This window comes from Sphingomonas kaistensis, assembly GCF_011927725.1.
Classification (GTDB): Bacteria; Pseudomonadota; Alphaproteobacteria; order Sphingomonadales; family Sphingomonadaceae; genus Sphingomicrobium; species Sphingomicrobium kaistense.
This window is the reverse complement of record NZ_JAATJC010000001.1, coordinates 1087179-1104361: the sequence shown is the minus strand read 5'-3', so window position 1 is coordinate 1104361 and position 17183 is coordinate 1087179. Positions and strand designations below refer to the sequence as shown.

The following is a 17183-nucleotide window of genomic DNA, read 5'->3' as shown; positions in this document are numbered from 1 at the left end:
GCTCGCGCCACAGCGATGCGGCGTGTTCGGCTTCCAAAATGTCAGGAGCTCCCCAGCCCCGGACCGACACAGCGTTGCCCCCACTGCATCGGGCACAGACCAAAGACCCGCTACGGTTAATGAAGACAACCTTTTCGTTCCCACGAAGGGACGAGTCGGCAAAGTTGAGCGGTGAGTTGAGCCGAACTGACCGCTTTTCAGCCTGTCAGTGCCGACTTATCCACAGAATCACCTATCCGCTTGCATCGCTGGGCCCATGCTGTAGCCCGGCTGCGGGCCACGCCGTCCCAACGCGGCGCGTGCTCTCTGTGAGGAGAGTTTGAACATGACGAACCCTACCCCGGACGTGCGTCCGGAACGCCCCTATTTTTCTTCGGGGCCGTGCGCCAAGCCTCCCGGCTGGGCCGCTTCCGACCTCGCTACCGACAGCCTCGGCCGTTCCCATCGCAGCAAGATCGGCAAGGCTCGCCTGAAGCGCTGCATCGACCTGATGCGCGCCAACCTGCGGCTTCCCGACACCCACCGGATCGGCATCGTGCCCGGCTCCGACACCGGCGCCTACGAGATGGCGATGTGGACCATGCTCGGCGCCCGACCGGTCACCGCCATGGCGTGGGAAAGCTTCGGCGAGGGCTGGGTTACCGACGCGGTCAAGCAGCTCAGGATCGACCCCGCCGTGATCCGCGCCGATTATGGTGCGCTGCCCGACCTTGCCCAAGTGGACTGGTCGAACGACGTCCTGTTCACCTGGAACGGCACCACCTCGGGCGTCCGCGTGCCCGATGGCGAGTGGATCGATGCCGACCGCCAGGGCCTGAGCTTCGCCGACGCCACCAGCGCGGTGTTCGCCTATGACATTCCGTGGGACAAGATCGATGTCGCCACCTTCTCCTGGCAGAAGGTGCTTGGCGGCGAAGGCGCGCACGGCGTGCTGATCCTCGGTCCCCGCGCGGTCGAGCGGCTGGAAAGCCATACCCCCGCCTGGCCGCTGCCCAAGGTCTTCCGCCTGACCAGCAAGGGCAAGCTGATCGAGGGCATCTTCTCGGGCGAGACGATCAACACGCCCTCGATGCTCGCGGTCGAGGACGCGATTGCCGCACTCGAATGGGTCGAGGGCATCGGCGGGCTCGACGGCGCAATCGCGCGCAGCGACGCCAATGCCGCGGCTCTCGACGCCATCGTCGAGGCGCGCCCCTATCTCGGCCACCTCGCCGCCGACCCGGCATCGCGCTCGAAGACCAGCGTCTGCCTGACCGTCGAAGGCGCCGACGAAGCGCGGATCAAGAAGATGGCCGCGCTCCTTGAGGAGCAGGGCGTCGCCTTTGACATCGCCGGCTATCGCGACGCCCCGCCGGGGCTTCGCATCTGGTGCGGCGCGACCGTCGACACCGCTGACATCGAGGCCCTCGGGCCGTGGCTCGACTGGGCCTATGAGGAGACCAAGGCATGACCCCGCGCGTCCTCATTTCCGACAAGATGGACCCCCGCGCCGCCGCCATCTTCCGCGAGCGCGGGATCGAGGTGGACGAGATCACCGGCAAGACCCCGGACGAGCTCGCCGCGATCATCGGCGACTATCACGGCCTCGCCATCCGCTCGTCGACCAAGGCGACGGCGCGGCTGCTCGATCATGCGACCAACCTCAAGGTGATCGGTCGCGCCGGGATCGGGGTCGACAATGTCGACATCCCCGCCGCCACCGCCCGCGGAATCGTGGTGATGAACACCCCCTTCGGCAATTCGATCACCACCGCCGAGCACGCCATCGCGCTGATGTTCGCGCTCGCCCGCCAGCTGCCCGAGGCCGACGCCTCGACCCAGGCCGGCAAGTGGGAGAAGAACCGCTTCATGGGGGTCGAGCTGACCGCCAAGACATTGGGCCTGATCGGCGCCGGCAACATCGGATCGATCGTCGCCAGCCGGGCGCTCGGCCTCAAGATGAAGGTAGTCGCTTTCGACCCTTTCCTCTCGCCCGAACGCGCGCTCGAGCTTGGAATTGAGAAGGTCGAGCTCGACGAGCTGCTCAAGCGCGCCGACTTCATCACCCTCCACACCCCTCTGACGGACCAGACCCGCGGCATCCTCAGCCGCGAGGCGCTGGCCAGGACCAAGAAGGGCGTGCGGATCATCAACTGCGCGCGCGGCGGGCTGATCGACGAGGCGGCGCTGAAGGACGCGCTGGACAGCGGCCAGGTCGCCGGCGCGGCGCTCGACGTGTTCGAGACCGAGCCTGCCACCGCCAGCCCCTTGTTCGGCACGCCGGGCTTCATCTCGACCCCGCACCTCGGCGCCTCGACCACCGAGGCGCAGGTCAATGTCGCGATCCAGGTCGCCGAGCAGATGAGCGATTTCCTGCTGCTGGGCGGCGTCACCAACGCCATCAACATGCCCTCGCTGTCGGCGGAGGAAGCACCGCGGCTCAAGCCCTACATGGCGCTTGCCGAGAAACTCGGGAAATTGCTCGGACAGGTGCTCGGCGACCAGGTCCGCGGAGTCTCGATCGAGGTCGAGGGCGCCGCCGCCGCGCTCAACCAGAAGCCGATCACCGGCGCGGTGCTGGCCGGGCTGATGGGTACCTACAGCCAGACCGTGAACATGGTGAATGCGCCGATCCTGGCCAAGGAACGCGGGCTCGACGTCAAGGAAGTCCGCCACGAACGCGAGGGCGACTATCACACCCTGGTGCGCGTCACCGCCTCGACCCCGACGGGCGACCGCTGCGTCGCCGGCACCCTGTTCGGCAATTCGGCCCCGCGGCTGGTCGATATCTTCGGCGTTGCGGTCGAGGCCGACCTTGCCGGGCACATGCTCTACATCGTCAACAACGACGCGCCGGGCTTCATCGGCAGCCTCGGCACGGCGCTCGGCGAAGCGGGCATCAACATCGCCACCTTCAACCTCGGCCGCCGCGCCGCGGGCGGGGAAGCGGTGGCGCTGGTCGCGGTCGACGATCCGGTGACCCCCGAAGTGGTCGCCAGGCTGTGCGCGCTGGAAGGCGTGCGCGAAGTGGTACCGCTCAGCTTCTGATACCCGGCCGTCGTCCCCCATCGCGGCGGGACGACGGCTGGCTTTCTGCGCCGACGCTGCCACACTCCCCTCGACGAAAGGGGACCAGCCGCACATGCACCTGAAACTTAGCCTCGCGCTTGCCGCGCTGCTTGCCGCCACCGCCGCTCCGGCGCAGCTCCAGCCGAAGGACCTGTTCTCGCTCCAGGTCGCGTCCGACCCGCAGGTCCGCCCCGACGGCAAGGCCGTCGCCTACGTCCGCGCCACCGGCGACGTCATGAACGACCGGATGAACCGCTCGATCTGGATGATCGACCTTGCCAGCGGAGCGCAGGCGCCGATCGCGGCCGGTCCGGGCCAGCACGCCAGCCCGCGCTGGTCGCCCGACGGCAAGCGCCTTGCCTATGTCTCCTACGCCGAGGGAGAGAAGCCGCAATTGTGGGTGCGCTGGATGGACAGCGGCACGGTCGCTCGCGTCGCCACCCTGCCCGAGGCCCCGCGCAGCCTTCGCTGGTCGCCCGATGGCCGCTCGATCGCCTTCGCCATGTTCGTCCCCGGCGAGGCCCCCCGGCTCGGCAAGGCGCCCGACAAGCCCGAGGGCGCCAAGTGGGCCGATCCCGTCCGCTACACCGATCAGTTGGTCTATCGCACCGATTCCGAAGGGCTGCTGCGGGCCGGCGACGTCCAGCTGTTCATCGTCTCGGCGTCGGGCGGCGCGCCGCGACAGCTGACCCGCGACAAGGGCGGCGATCCCGGCCCGCTCGCCTTCACCCCCGACGGCCGCGCGATCCTGATCGGCGCCAATCGCAAGCCCGGCGCCGACCGCGACCCGGTCGAAAGCGAGATCATCCGGATCCCCGTCGACGGCGGCGATGCGACCCGGCTGACGAACCGCGACGGGCCCGATTCCGAACCCGCCGTGTCGCCCGACGGACGGCTGATCGCCTACACCGGCTTCGACGATCGCAAGCGCAACTCGCAGGACATGCGCCTGTACGTGATGAACGCCGACGGATCGAACCCGCGGCTGCTGACGGGCGGTTTCGACCGCCCGATCTCGCGCCCGATGTGGAGCCCGGACGGCCGCTCGATTCTAGCCCTCACGATCGACCGCGGGGAAGGCAAGGTCGTGCGCGTCGGGCTCGACGGGAAAGTGACCACGCTTGCCGGCGGGCTGGCCGGCGGAAGCCTCGACCGCCCGTACAGCGGCGGCGATTATCATGCGGCCGGAAATGTCGTCGCCTTTGTCGCGGGGGACGAGCACCGGCCCGGTGACATTGCAGTCTCACGCCGCGGCCGGACGACGCGCCTGACCGACCTCAACGCCGATCTGCTGGCCGCCCGCAAGCTTGGGGAAGTCCGCAAGCTCGCCGTAACGTCGAGCCGCGATGGGGCGCCGATCGACACCTGGGTGGTCCTCCCGTCCGATTACCGCCCGGGCGAGAAGCGCCCGACCATTCTCGAGATCCACGGCGGTCCGGCATCGTCCTATGGCGCCAACTTCGGCACCGACATGCAGCTCTACGCCGCCGCCGGCTATGTCGTGGTCTATCCCAACGCGCGGCTCAGCACCTCCTACGGGGAGGCATTCTCGATCAATCCCGATCCCACGCAGCCGTTTGCCGACTATGCCGACTTCATGAGCGCGGTGGATGCGGCGGTGGCGGCCGGTTACGCCGACCCGGCCAACCTGTTCGTCACCGGCGGCTCGTACGGCGGCTACGCGGCCGCGGCGATCATCGGCAAGACCGACCGCTTCCGCGCCGCCGCCCTGCAGAAGCCGGTCATCAACTGGGTGTCGAAGATCCTCAACACCGACATCATCGCCGCCCAATATGAATATACCTACGGCAAGCAGCCGTGGGACAATCCCGAAATCCTGTGGCGCAATTCGCCCCTGTCGCTGGTCGGCAACGTCAAGACGCCGACCCTGGTGGTCGTCGGCGAGCGCGACTACCGCACCCCGATCAGCGAGTCGGAGCAATATTATGGCGCGCTGCAGCTGCGCGGCATCCCCTCCGGCCTGATGGTCGTTCCCGGCGCCAACCACGGCGGGCTGACCGCGCGCCCGTCGCAGTCGGCGGCCAAGGCGAGCGCGATCATCGCCTGGTTCGACCGCTACAGGACGGTCACGAAGTAACGGCTACAGCCTGGCCAGGAATGCGTCGACGGCGTCGGTGCTCGGGTCGCCGGCAGTGCCAAGCTCGCGGTTGAGGCTGGCGTGAGTCTTGCCCGCCTGCGGCGCAACGGTGGCCCGGCTCCCGCCCTCGCGCAGCAGCCGCGCCAGCTTTTCGCTCTGCGCGGTCGAATCGCGGCGGGAGGCCACCGGCAGGATCAGCCAGTCGGCGGCATTGGGCGCCGCGGCGTGGCGAGCCGGCGACAGCGCCGCCTGCCGTGCGGGATCGGTCCCGAAAGCCTGCGCGTACATCGACTGCACGGCGTTGCGCGGCTCGGCCATCTGCTCGCCGACGTCGTAGCCGGCACCGTCCAGCAGCACCACGCCGCGAACCGCGCCCAGCGGGACTCCGGCGGCCTTGAGATAGGCCGGATCACTCGCCACCAGCGCCGCCAGATGCGCGCCGGCGCTATGCCCCATCAGGACGATCCGGTTGGGGTCGATCCCCGGCTGGCGGCGGAGATAGGCGATCGCCGCCGCCACGTCCGCCGCCTGGTCCTCGACCCGCGCCTGCGGGACCAGGCGGTAGTTGGTGCTGGCGAAGGCCCAGCCCTTGCCGCTGAAATGCGCGCCCTTCTCGCCGGCGCCCATGCGCTTGTCGCCGATCGACCAGCCGCCGCCATGCACGAACAGCAGCAGCGGCGCCTTGCCGCCCGCCGCGGGGGCCACCCAATCGAGCTTCTGGCGCGGGTCGCTGCCATAGGCCTCTTCGCGCCAGCCTGCCGGAAGGGCCCCTGCCCGCGCCGCCGCCCGTTCGCTCATCGCCTTGCGGCACGAATCGGGCAGCGACTGCATCGCTTCCGCCAGGCACTTTCCACGCTCGCTGCCGGCCAGCAGGCACTGGCGAAGCGCGGGCGTCCGGCATTCCGCCGCAAGCCTGGCGCGCTGTCCCCATGCGCCGCTTCCGGCCACCAGCGCGGCCACCGCCAGCACCATCAACCCGATCCGTGCCCTGCCCATCGTCATCCCCTGTTCTGGACCTCGTCGCCGACAATCAATAGGAGCGCGGCTGAACGCGGCCTTGGCGCGCCGTTCATGCTGCAGCAGGAATGATTACGCATGGGTAACGTTACCGTAATCGGCGCCCAATGGGGCGACGAGGGCAAGGGCAAGATCGTCGACTGGCTCGCGAGCCGCGCCGATTGCGTGGTGCGCTTTCAGGGCGGGCACAATGCCGGTCACACCCTGGTGGTCGGCGAGAACGTCTACAAGCTGTCCCTGCTTCCGAGCGGGATCGTCACCGGCACGCTGTCGATCATCGGCAACGGCGTGGTGCTCGATCCGTGGTGGCTGCGCGAGGAAGTCGAGAAGCTGCGCGCCCAGGGCATCCGGATCGAACCCGACGTCCTGCGCATCGCCGAGACCTGCCCGCTGATCCTCCCCATCCACCGCGATCTCGATGCGCTGCGCGAGGACGCCAGCGGCGCCGGCAAGATCGGCACCACCCGCCGCGGGATCGGCCCGGCCTACGAGGACAAGGTCGGCCGCCGCGCCATCCGCGTCTGCGACCTCGCCCACCTCGACGAGCTCGACCCCCTGCTCGACCGTGTCTCTGCGCACCATGACGCCCTGCGCGCCGGCTTCGGCCACCCGCCGGTCGACCGCGAGCGGCTCAAGCGCGACCTGGCGGAGGTCGCCGACTTCGTGCTGCAATTCGCCCGTCCGGTCTGGCTCGACCTCGACGATGCCAGGAGCAAGGGCCGCCGGATCCTGTTCGAAGGCGCGCAGGGCGTGCTGCTCGACGTCGATCACGGCACTTATCCGTTCGTCACTTCGTCCAACACCGTCGCCGGCACCACCGGCAGCGGCAGCGGCATGGGTCCGGGCGCGGCGGGCTTCGTGCTCGGTATCGTCAAGGCATACACCACACGTGTGGGCTCCGGCCCGTTCCCAACCGAACTGGACGACGAGATCGGCCAGCGCCTCGGCGAGCGGGGCCGCGAGTTCGGCACCGTCACCGGCCGCCAGCGCCGCTGCGGCTGGTTCGATGCCGTGCTGGTCCGCCAGAGCGCCGCGGTGAGCGGGATCACCGGCATCGCGCTGACCAAGATCGACGTCCTCGACGGGCTCGACACGGTCAAGATCTGCGTCGGCTACGAGATCGGCGGCAAGCGCTTCGACTATCTTCCGCCCCACGCCGCCGACCAGGCCCGGGTCACTCCGATCTACGAGGAGATGCCGGGCTGGTCCGACAGCACGGTCGGCGCGCGCAGCTGGGCCGACCTGCCGGCGCAGGCGATCAAGTATATCCGGCGGGTCGAGGAGCTGATCCGCTGCCCGGTCACCCTCGTCAGCACCTCGCCCGACCGCGACGACACCATTCTGGTCCGCGACCCCTTCGCCGGCTGACGTCCCGGCGGCCTATTGCCCGACGCTACCCGCGCTGGGATCGAAATCGAAGCGGTCATCCTGGCGCTTGCGCCCGTTGCCCTGACCGAAGTTGTAGGCGAGCCCCAGCAGCACGGCGCGCCCGCGCACCTTGAATTTCAAACGGTCGCGGAAGGACGGGGTGCGGATCACGATTTCCTGCTGGGCGCTGTCGAGGATGTTCTGGCCGGTCACCAGCAGCGACAATTGGTCGTTGATCTTGCGCCGATAGCCGACGTTCACGATCCCGCCGCCCAGCCGATAGCCCTGCGGGATCAGCTGCTTGCCCTGGTAGTTGCCGCTGATCTGCAAGAAGTCCTTGGGACTGGGCTGGAAATTGACGCTGCCGCGCACCGACGCGACCACTCCCGACACCTTGCCGAAGGTCCCGGCGATCCCGCGCGGGTCGAGCTCCATCCGCTGCACCGTGCCCGACAGCTGGTAGTTCAGCGTTTTTGACAATCGCCCGTTGATGATTGCATCGGCGCCCAGCCGGCTGCCCCGCCCGAGGTTGGCGCGGGTCGTCAGCAGCACGCCGTCGGGCAGCGTCTGCAGGATCTCGGTGAACATGTCGCGCGAGCGGCGATAGAAGCCGGTCAGCGACAGGAAGGTCGCGTCCTTGCGATATTGCAGCGAGGTTTCGAACGCGTCGGTCACCTCGGGCTTGAGGTTGGGATTGCCGCGCTGGATGTTCCGGGCGTCGGCATAGAAGATGTAGGGATTGAGCTCGAACGGGCCCGGCCGCTGGATACGGCGGCTGTAGCTCGCGCGCAGCTTGGTCCGCTCGCTCAGCGCACGCCCGACGTGGAGCGTCGGATAGACCCGGAAATAATCCTGCTCGTAGCGGGCATTGTCGGTGCGCTGGAACAGGTCGAGCCCGACCTGCTCGAGCCGCAGGCCCGGCTGGAACTCCCACTTGCCGCTGTTGAACTGCGCCGTGCCGTACAGCGCATGGACGTCCTGCGAGAAGTCGAACGCGTTGGTCAGATTGGCCTGCGGCACCAGCGCATTGAGGGCCGTGCCCCGCGCGCCGACGAAGCCGAAATCCGCGTTCGAACCTTCGAACTCATAGCCGAGGTTGAGCGAACGATTCTCGCCCAGCGGCTTCTTGTAGTCGGCCTTGAGCCGGGTCTCGTTGCGGTCGATATCGTTCTCGATCCGCTCGAACAGCACCGCGCCCGCCGCCGGGGTGATCCGCCCGTCGAGCAGGCGGTTCATGCCGCCCCTGTCGTGCTGCAGGTCGACCGAGAAGCTGTGCTCCTTGCCCGGCAGCGTCTTGCGCCAGGACGAGCGCAGGCCGAGGATCCGCTGGCTCATCTCCTGATCGCTGAGGCGGGTGAAGCCGGGCTCCACCGCATTGCCGATGAAGCGTTCGTCGCGGTCGCTTTCCAACTGGTTGCGGCGATAGCTGATCTCGCCGGTCAGGCGGTTGGTCTTGTCGAGGTCATATTCGACGCCGAACCGGCCGTTGCCGCCTTGCGCGACATTGTCGTGGAGCTGCTCCTGCCGGCTGAGCAGGCTGGCCCCGCCGGTGACGAACCGCTCACGGTCCTGCGTGACGATGATCTCGTTGGTGAAGCGGCGGTAGGAGGCTTCGCCGGACACGGTCAGTCCCGGCCGGGTGCGCGCCAGGTTGAGCGACGCGCTGCCACGCCCTTCCAGACCGGCGTTGGCGCGGATGGTGCCGGTGGTTCCCGCCTGGCGCTGTTTCTTGGTGACGAGGTTGATCACCCCGCCCGACCCCTCGGGACTCATCGCCGCCGACGGGTTGGTGATGACCTCGACCCGCTCGATGTTGTTGGCCGGCATCGCCAGCAGCGCGTCGCCGCGACCCTCGCCGCGCAGCTGCCCCGACGGGCGCCCGTCGACCAGGATGGTGACCCCCGGATCGCCTCGCAGGCTAACCCTACCTTCGAGATCGACCTCGACTCCGGGCACGTTGCGCAGCGCGTCGGCCAGGCTGCCGGTCTGCGCGCCAAGGTCGTTGGCGACGTTGAAGCTCAGCCGGTCGGGCGCGTCGATCACCTGCGGACGGCTGCCGGTCACGGTCACCGTCTGTCCCCGCTCGCCCGCCGGCCGGGTCGGCTGCGGCTGGCTCGCGGCGGGAGCGGACTGCGCGGCGGCCGGCGCTGAGAAGCTCATGCCGATGACAATGGCCAGCGCGCTGGCGGCGAGGAAACGACGATGCACCATGATGAAAGCAAACCCCCTGAACTGACCCCCGCCGCGGGGCCCGGGAGTTTCCCGAAGCCCGTTGGCGGTACCCGGCACCTGAGGGATCGGGGCGGTGAAAGGCATGAGCAAAGCCTGAGCCTTTGCTGAGCAATGCCTTGCCGCCCGGTCGCTCCCGCTGGCGGCCTGGAGGACGTGGGGTGGATTGCTTTGGCGATGGAGGCACCCCGGCTTCGACGAACCGGCGTATTACATCTATAGTACGCTGAAACGCTCGACGGACGGCGGACTCAACCCGACCTGGCCGGTGCCGTCTCCTTCAGCGTCAGGAACACCGGCAGCACCGCCACAGCGACCACCGCGATCATGATCCCCGGCATGGTCGCCTGACCGGTCGTCGCGACCAGCCGCTCGGCCAGCCAAGGCGTCAGTCCGCCGAAGATCGCGGTCGCACCGGTTGCGCCAAAGGCCAGCCCGGTGACGCGCCCTTCGCCCGGGAACTGCTCGGCGGTCGCGACCGCGCCCACCGCGCTCATCGCGCCGGCGACGCAGGCCAGCACCAGCGCGCCGACCAGCGCCTGGCCGTGGCTCCCGCCGCCCATCAGCGAGAAGAGCGTGATCGGCAGCACCGCCGACAGTAAAGCGACGGCGACCAGCACCGGCTTGCGCCCGACCCGGTCCGACAGGATCCCGGTCAGCGGCGTAACCAGGATCACCGCGACGGCGGCGGCCGTTCCCAGCCACAGGCTGTCGGCCTCGGACAACCGTCCCGCCGTGGTCAGGAACGCGGGCACGTAGGTGATCCCGACGTAATAGGTGATCGACCCCAGCGCCGAGATGCTGAAGGCCCGGAAGATGCCGAGCTTGTGGTTGGCGAAGGCATGCCGCCAGGGCGATTCGGGGACAGAGCCGGCCGTGACCTGCCGCTCAAATTCGGGCGATTCCTGCATCGAGGAGCGCGCGATCCACACGCTGCCCGCAAGCGCCGCGCCGACGAAGAAGGGAATGCGCCAGCCCCAGCTTGCGAGGTCCGCCTCGCTCATCGACGCCACCGTCAGCGCCGAGACGGCGACCGCCAGCAGCGCGCCGATCTCGCTCGCGGCCGAAGCAAGGCTGGCGACCAGCCCGCGCCGCTCGGCCCTGGCGCCCTCCAGCAGGTAGGCGACCACTCCGCTATATTCGCCGCCGACCGAGAACCCCATCACGCAGCGCAGTAGGAACAGCGCCCAGCCCGCCGCGACCCCGATCTCGGCCTTGGTCGGAAGCAGCGCCGTCACCAGCATCGCCGCGGTCATCAGCGCAACCGACCACAAAAGCATCGAACGCCGTCCGTGGCGGTCGCCGACATGGCCGAACACCACCGCTCCAAGCGGCCGCATCAGGTAGGCGAGCGCGAAGCTGCCGAGGGTAAAGGACAAGGCCTCGCTGGTGCCGCCGTAGAACAACCGCGCCAGCACCGTCGCGAAATACAGGTAAAGCGTGAAATCATACCATTCGACGATGGTCGAAAAGGCCGCCACCGCCAGCGACTTGCGCGAGATCGGCTGGTGCGGTGCGGGTGGGTCGGAAGCGGCCATGCCCCAGCCTTGCGGAGCGATCGCCGGTACGCAAGCCGCCACTCTGGCGAAGCGTCCGAGACTGCGATAGCCTCGCCCTCTGCCCCGGCTCGAGGGGCTGGGGGATACACGCATGAAAACGTCGCTCGCGCTTGGACTTGCCGCCCTGCTCACGTCCACCACCGCGCTTGCGCAGCGCCCGGGCGAAGCGGCGTTCCGCGCGACCTACAAGGAACTGGTCGAGACCAACACCACCTTGTCGGAAGGCGATTGCACGCTGGCGGCGGAGCGAATGGCGGCGCGGCTGGCGGCGGCGGGCATTCCGGCGGCAGACCTCCACCGCTTCTCGGTGCCGGACCATCCCAAGGAAGGCGGCCTCGTCGTCGTCTATCCCGGTCGCGACGCCAAGGCGAAGCCCGTGCTCATGCTGGCCCACATCGACGTGGTCGAAGCCAAGCGCGAGGACTGGACCCGCGATCCCTTCACGCTCGTCGAGGAGGACGGCTTCTTCTATGCCCGCGGCGCCGCCGACGACAAGGCGATGGCGGCGATCTTCGTCGACAGCCTGATCCGCTACAAGCAGGAGGGCTACACGCCGCGCCGGACGCTCAAGCTGGCGCTGACCTGCGGCGAGGAAACCAACGGCGCGTTCAACGGCGCCAAATATCTGGCCGAACAGAAGCGCGACCTGATCGACGCCGCCTTTGCGGTGAACGAGGGCGGCGGCGGTCGGCTGGACGCGAGCGGCAAGCCGCAGTTCCTCGGCATCCAGGTCGGCGAAAAGCTGTCGCAGAACTACACGCTGGAGGTCACCAACCCCGGTGGCCACAGCTCGCGGCCGGTGCCGGACAACGCCATCTATCACCTTTCGCGCGCGGTGACGGCGATCGAGGGCCTGCGCTTTCCGGTTACCTTCAACGCCACCACCCGCGATTATTATACCCGCATGGCGCCGACCCGCCCGGCCGACCAGCGCGCGGCGATCGCCGCCCTGCTCGCCAACCCCGCGGACGAGGGCGCACGCAAGCTGCTCGAGCAGGACCCCAGCGATAATGCGATCTTGCACACCAATTGCGTCGCCACCCTGCTCAACGCCGGCCACGCCACCAACGCCCTGCCGCAGCGGGCCCGGGCCAACATCAACTGCCGCATCTTCCCCGGCGGGAATGCGGAAGAGGTTCGCCAGGTCCTGATCCGCACCATCAACAACCCCAAGGTCGCGGTGACCATTCCAGAGGTACGCAACGCCGGCGCCAATCCGCCGCCGCTCGATCCCAAGGTGCTTGGGCCCGCCGAAACGCTTGCCGCGAAGATGTTTCCGGGCGTGCCCCTGGTCCGCACCATGTCGGCCGGCGCCACCGACGGCGCCTTCCTGACGCCTGCCGGTATCCCGACCTACGGCATCTCCGGCGTCTTCTCGGAAGCCGACGGGAACGGCGCCCACGGCCTCAACGAGCGGATCCGGGTCAAGTCGGTGCTCGACAGCCGCAACTATCTCTACGCGCTGATGAAGATCTACGGGGACGCCCGCTAGGCGATCACTTGGCCTTCTTCGGGGCCTTCATCGTTGCTTCGAGGGTCGCCGCCTCCTGCATCATGCCGGGCATCAGCTTCAGCATGTCGGGGAAGCTCTGGTAGGCGCCGCGCATCACCTCGGGGTCGAACCACAGGCCGAGCATCTGCCGGCCGTACGCCGCGCCGGTCGGGGTCGCGAGGAAGCGCTGGATCTCGGCCAGCTGCTGCGCGTCGAAGCGGCGCGCCATGGTCCGCGCAATGCCCTCGCGGAAGCGCGGCTCGGCGACTTCTCCGACCTTGACGAACATGGTCTTCACGAAGGCCTTGCCCGCCGCCACCTTGGCATCGAACATCGGGTCCTTGCGCGCCATCACCAGCCGCAGGGGCTCGGTGCTGGGCGGCTTGGCGGCCAGCGCCGCCTTTTTTGTCCTGGGCGTCGGCGGCGCGAGATCCGCAAAGTCGGCCTCGCTCATGTTCAGCATCTGATCGGCCATCTTCTCGGTGAAGCCGTTCATCGCCTCGGCATAGGCACCCTTCGGGAACATGGTCGCGCTCATGTCCCGCGCGGCGGCCAACCGGGCGGGTTCGGGCTCGGGACCGGCCGGGAACAGCTTGTCGAACACCTTCGACACGAACGCCATCGCCTCGGCGGGATCGGCCTTGGGCGCGGGCTTGTCGTCCTTGGCCGGCGCAACCGCCTTGGTCGGCGTTGCGGCAAGCGCGGCCGAGGGAGCAACGGTGGCGGCAAGCGCCAGAGCGAGCGTCAAACGAAGTGCCACGTGCCTCAAGTCCCCGGGTATCGAGCCGGCCCCCTGCCGGCGATGCCCTGATGTAACGGCAGCGCGGCACGCTGCGCAACCAACGCCCATTAACCGTCAGACGGTGGCGATGTCCGGCGCGTCCTCGGCCTTCATGCCGACGACGTTGTAGCCCGCGTCGACATGATGGATCTCGCCGGTGACGCCGCTGGCGAGGTCGCTCAGCAGGTACAGACCGGCGCCGCCGACATCCTCGATGGTGACGTTGCGGCGCAGCGGCGAGTTATACTCGTTCCACTTGAGGATGTAGCGGAAGTCGCCGATCCCGCTCGCCGCCAGGGTCTTGATCGGCCCGGCGCTGATCGCGTTGACCCTGAGGCCGTCCTTGCCGAGGTCGGCGGCGAGATATTTGGTCGCCGTCTCCAGCGCCGCCTTGGCGACCCCCATGACGTTGTAGTGCGGGATCACCTTTTCGGCGCCGTAATAGGTCAGCGTCACCATCGACCCGCCGGGCTTCATCAACCGGGCCGCGCGCTGGGCGCAGGCGACGAAGCTGTAGACCGAGATGTTCATGGTCAGCAGGAAGTTGTCGAGGCTGGTGTCGACGAACCGCCCGCGCAGCTCGTTCTTGTCCGAAAAGCCGATCGCATGGACCAGGAAGTCGAGCCCGCCCCAGCGCTCCTCGATCTGGGCGAAGGTGCGGTCGAGCGCGTCCATGTCGCCGACGTCGCAATCGACCAGGAAGTCCGAGCCAAGGCTTTCCGCGAGCGGACGGACCCGCCGCTCCAGCGCTTCACCCTGATAGCTGAACGCCAGCTCGGCACCCTGTTCGCCGAGCTGCTTGGCAATGCCCCAGGCCAGGCTGCGGTCGTTCGCCAGGCCCATGATCAGGCCGCGCTTGCCGCTCATCAATCCCGTCATGCAATCTTCCCCTCTTCAGCCGCCGCAAGGGCCGCTTCCGCCGTCGCCGGGACCTCGTCCACCTGGCTCGGCTTGATCGTCACCTTCTCGCCCGGCTCCGGCTCCTCGACCTCGAGGGTGGCGGCGTGCGGTCCGGCATATTGTTCGCCCTCTAGCGCCTTCGCATCGGTTTCTGCCAGCCCGGCGTTCAGTTCGGCGCCCATCACCACGCCCAACCCGACGGTGAAGAAGAACAGCAAGGCGATCATCACCCCGGCGAGGCTGCCGTAGGTCAGATCATAGCCGCCCGCGAGGCTGATTGCCTTGGGCAGCAGGGTAGCGGTGCCGACCCACCACAAGGTCACCAGCAACGCGCCCGGCCACTTGCGGCAACCGCGCTTGCGGTATCGCGACGGGGTCAGAACCACGAAGGTCAGGTAGACCGTAAGGTACAGCGCGGCGGCAGGGACGATGCGGACCAGGGTCAGCGTGCTCTCCACCTCGGCCAGGCCCGGCACCTTGGCGACGATGAAGGCCTCGATCGAGCTCAGCAGCACGGTCGCCGCCAGCGAGATCATCAGCAGCAGGATCAGGCCCAGCATGAACAGGGCGGAAATCAGCCGATATTCCCAGAAGGGCGCGGTATATTTGACGCCGTAGGCCCGGCGCAGGATGTCGCGGATGGTCTCGATGAAGCTCGACGCCGTCCACAGCCCGACCAGCGCGCCGAACCACAAGAGCGGCCCCTGGCGTGCGGTCAGCACCTCGGCGACCGGCTCGCGCAGGACGTTGGCGATGCTTGGAGGAAGCGAGCCGAGCACGTTGACGACCGCCGCCTGCGCCCCTTCCGACGACCCCAGCAACTGGGCCACCGCCGCCGCGAGGATGAAGAAGGGGAACATCGACAGCAGGCTGAGGTAGGCGATGTTGCCGGCGTGAATGAACCCGTCATTGTAGACTCCGATCAGGACGCGCTTGGCGACCTCGAACGGCTTGGTGCCCGGCTTGACCCGCTCGACCACCTGGGTGCCGAAGCGGGCCTGAAGAGCAGCCAGACGCTTGCGCCTGGCTTCGGGACTTTGGGGGGAAATGTCCTGCATGTAGGGGGTTAGACGCCGAGACCCGCCCGAGGGTTGCCTTCGCCGCCGGCCCAGCCCTCGACGAAGCGCTCCAGCTCGGCGTCCGCCGCCGGCAGGTCGACCATCAGCGTGACCAGCAGGTCGCCGCGCGTTCCCGCCTTGTCGCTGAACCCGCGGCCCTTGATCCGCAGCACCTTGCCCGAACTGGCGCCCTTGGGGACGCTCAGCATCACCGCGCCGTCGGGAGTCGGCACCTTGACCTTGGCCCCCAGCACCGCCTCCCTGAGGCTGACCGGAAGGTCGAGGCGGACGTTCTGCCCGTCGCGAGTGAAGAAGCGGTGCGGTTCAACCGCGATGGTGACGATCGCATCGCCCTTTCCGCCCGGCCCCGCCTCGCCCTTGCCCGCAAGCCGGATCTTGGCGCCGTCCTCGACGCCCTTGGGAAGCTTCAGTTCGATGGTCGCGCCGTCGGCCAGCGTCACCCGCTGCGGGCTGAGCGTCGCGGCGTCGGTGAACGGCACAGTCAGGCGATAGGCGACGTCCGCGCCCTTGACCGCCGCCCGCGGCCGGGCGCCGGCCTGGCCGAAGGGCGATCCGCCCGGCCGCCGCGCCCCGCCGGCGCCGCCGAACAGGCCTTCGAATAGGTCCGACAGGTCGGGTCCGCCCGCAGCGCCGCCGCCGGGAAAGCCCTCGAACCCGCCGCCTTGCGCCGGTCGCGCGCCGCCGTAGCTTCCGCCGCCTCCGCCGAAGCCGCCAAACTTGGGATTGCCTTCCTCGTCGATCTCGCCGCGGTCGTAGCGGGCGCGCTTGTCGGCGTCGGACAGCAGGTCGTAGGCGGCCGTCACCTTGCTGAAGCGCTCGGCCGCCTTGGGATTATCCTGGTTGCGGTCGGGGTGAAGCTGCTTGGCGAGGCTTCGATAGGCCTTCTTGATCTCGGCCTCGGTCGCGCCGCGCTTGATCCCCAATTGTGCGTAAAGATCCATGGCTCCTCTTAGAGCAAAGTCGTTCGCGCACCAGCTAGGTCCGCATTGCTTGCCTGCCAAGGCGGGGAGCGGATAGAGGGGCGCCATGTCGCACACCGATCCCTTCGCCCTGTTCGCCGAGTGGATGGCACTGGCGGAAGCGGAGGAGATCAACGATCCCGACGCGATGGCGCTTGCCACCTCCACCCCCGACGGGCGCCCGTCGGTGCGGATGGTGCTGATGCGCAGGCATGGCCCCGATGGCTTCGGTTTCTTCACCAATCTCGACAGCCGCAAGGGGCAGGAGATCGCCGCCAATCCGTGGGGCTCGCTGTGCATCCACTGGAAGAGCCTGCGCAAGCAGGTCCGCGCCGAGGGCCGGCTGGTCCAGGTCAGCGACGCCGATGCCGACGCCTATTTCGCAAGCCGCTCGCGCAACAGCCAGATCGGCGCCCATGCCAGCGACCAGTCGCGCCCGCTCGACAGCCGCGACACCTTCACCGCGCGGGTCGAGGAGGTGAAGGCGCGCTTCGCCGACCGCGACGTGCCCCGGCCGGAGCATTGGTCCGGCTTCCGGCTGGTGCCCGACCGGATCGAATTCTGGGAAGACGTCGAATACCGCCTCCACCACCGCCGCCTGTTCGAGCGGCAGGCGGATGGCAGCTGGAGCCAGGGACTGCTGTTTCCTTGAG

The 17183-nt window shown here is 68.5% G+C and carries 13 protein-coding genes; 6 read left to right on the top strand and 7 right to left on the bottom strand.

All coding sequences use genetic code 11. The features are described from left to right. Nucleotides 1–325 precede the first annotated feature (325 nt). The 3 genes from GGQ97_RS05450 to GGQ97_RS05440 all read left to right on the top strand — a co-directional run bounded on the left by GGQ97_RS05450 (nucleotide 326) and on the right by GGQ97_RS05440 (nucleotide 5146). Nucleotides 326–1450 carry a phosphoserine transaminase gene (locus GGQ97_RS05450; protein WP_168067998.1) on the top strand — a complete coding sequence of 375 codons (1125 nt, stop codon included), beginning with the start codon at nucleotides 326–328 and terminating at the stop codon, nucleotides 1448–1450. Then, entirely contained in the window at nucleotides 1447–3027 is a 1581-nt protein-coding gene (gene serA, locus GGQ97_RS05445; protein WP_168067997.1) for a phosphoglycerate dehydrogenase, read from the top strand. The genes GGQ97_RS05450 and serA overlap by 4 nt, the downstream gene beginning before the upstream one ends. A gap of 94 nt (nucleotides 3028–3121) precedes the next feature. Then, a complete protein-coding gene (locus GGQ97_RS05440; RefSeq protein ID WP_168067996.1) occupies nucleotides 3122–5146 on the top strand; it encodes an alpha/beta hydrolase family protein in 2025 nt (674 codons plus the stop codon). A gap of 3 nt (nucleotides 5147–5149) precedes the next feature. Here GGQ97_RS05440 and GGQ97_RS05435 read toward each other — a convergent pair whose 3' ends face one another. Further along, nucleotides 5150–6142 (bottom strand): alpha/beta hydrolase, encoded by a 993-nt coding sequence (locus GGQ97_RS05435; protein WP_168067995.1) that lies wholly within the window; start codon nucleotides 6140–6142, stop codon nucleotides 5150–5152. 99 nt (nucleotides 6143–6241) lie between these two features. Between GGQ97_RS05435 and GGQ97_RS05430 the strand changes: the two genes are divergently transcribed. After that, on the top strand, nucleotides 6242–7531 hold the full coding sequence (locus GGQ97_RS05430; protein ID WP_168067994.1) for an adenylosuccinate synthase: 1290 nt from the start codon (nucleotides 6242–6244) through the stop codon (nucleotides 7529–7531). A 12-nt stretch (nucleotides 7532–7543) separates the two neighbouring features. On the opposite strand, the gene GGQ97_RS05425 is transcribed toward GGQ97_RS05430, so the two are convergent. Beyond that, nucleotides 7544–9742, bottom strand: coding sequence for a TonB-dependent receptor domain-containing protein (locus GGQ97_RS05425; protein ID WP_168067993.1), 2199 nt, complete (start codon nucleotides 9740–9742; stop codon nucleotides 7544–7546). A gap of 269 nt (nucleotides 9743–10011) precedes the next feature. Beyond that, nucleotides 10012–11298 (bottom strand): MFS transporter, encoded by a 1287-nt coding sequence (locus GGQ97_RS05420; RefSeq protein WP_168067992.1) that lies wholly within the window; start codon nucleotides 11296–11298, stop codon nucleotides 10012–10014. A gap of 112 nt (nucleotides 11299–11410) precedes the next feature. On the opposite strand from GGQ97_RS05420, the gene GGQ97_RS05415 reads away from it, so the two are divergent. Next, entirely contained in the window at nucleotides 11411–12811 is a 1401-nt protein-coding gene (locus GGQ97_RS05415) for a M20/M25/M40 family metallo-hydrolase (RefSeq protein ID WP_168067991.1), read from the top strand. Nucleotides 12812–12815: 4 nt separating this feature from the next. Here GGQ97_RS05415 and GGQ97_RS05410 read toward each other — a convergent pair whose 3' ends face one another. The 4 genes from GGQ97_RS05410 to GGQ97_RS05395 form a co-directional block, all read right to left on the bottom strand. Continuing rightward, nucleotides 12816–13571, bottom strand: a complete 756-nt coding sequence (locus GGQ97_RS05410) for a hypothetical protein (protein WP_168067990.1) — start codon at nucleotides 13569–13571, stop codon at nucleotides 12816–12818. Between the two features lie 96 nt (nucleotides 13572–13667). Then, nucleotides 13668–14471 (bottom strand): enoyl-ACP reductase FabI, encoded by an 804-nt coding sequence (fabI, locus tag GGQ97_RS05405; RefSeq protein ID WP_168067989.1) that lies wholly within the window; start codon nucleotides 14469–14471, stop codon nucleotides 13668–13670. Further along, nucleotides 14468–15550: a YihY/virulence factor BrkB family protein gene (locus GGQ97_RS05400; protein WP_168067988.1), complete on the bottom strand. Its 1083-nt coding sequence runs from the start codon at nucleotides 15548–15550 to the stop codon at nucleotides 14468–14470. Before GGQ97_RS05400 ends, fabI begins: the two co-directional genes overlap by 4 nt. Before the next feature lie 8 nt (nucleotides 15551–15558). Next, the gene (locus GGQ97_RS05395; RefSeq protein ID WP_168067987.1) at nucleotides 15559–16512 is read right to left on the bottom strand and encodes a DnaJ C-terminal domain-containing protein; all 954 of its coding nucleotides are present in this window, start codon (nucleotides 16510–16512) and stop codon (nucleotides 15559–15561) included. An 85-nt stretch (nucleotides 16513–16597) separates the two neighbouring features. Between GGQ97_RS05395 and pdxH the strand changes: the two genes are divergently transcribed. Further along, nucleotides 16598–17182: a pyridoxamine 5'-phosphate oxidase gene (pdxH, locus tag GGQ97_RS05390; RefSeq protein ID WP_168067986.1), complete on the top strand. Its 585-nt coding sequence runs from the start codon at nucleotides 16598–16600 to the stop codon at nucleotides 17180–17182. Nucleotide 17183 lies beyond the last annotated feature (1 nt).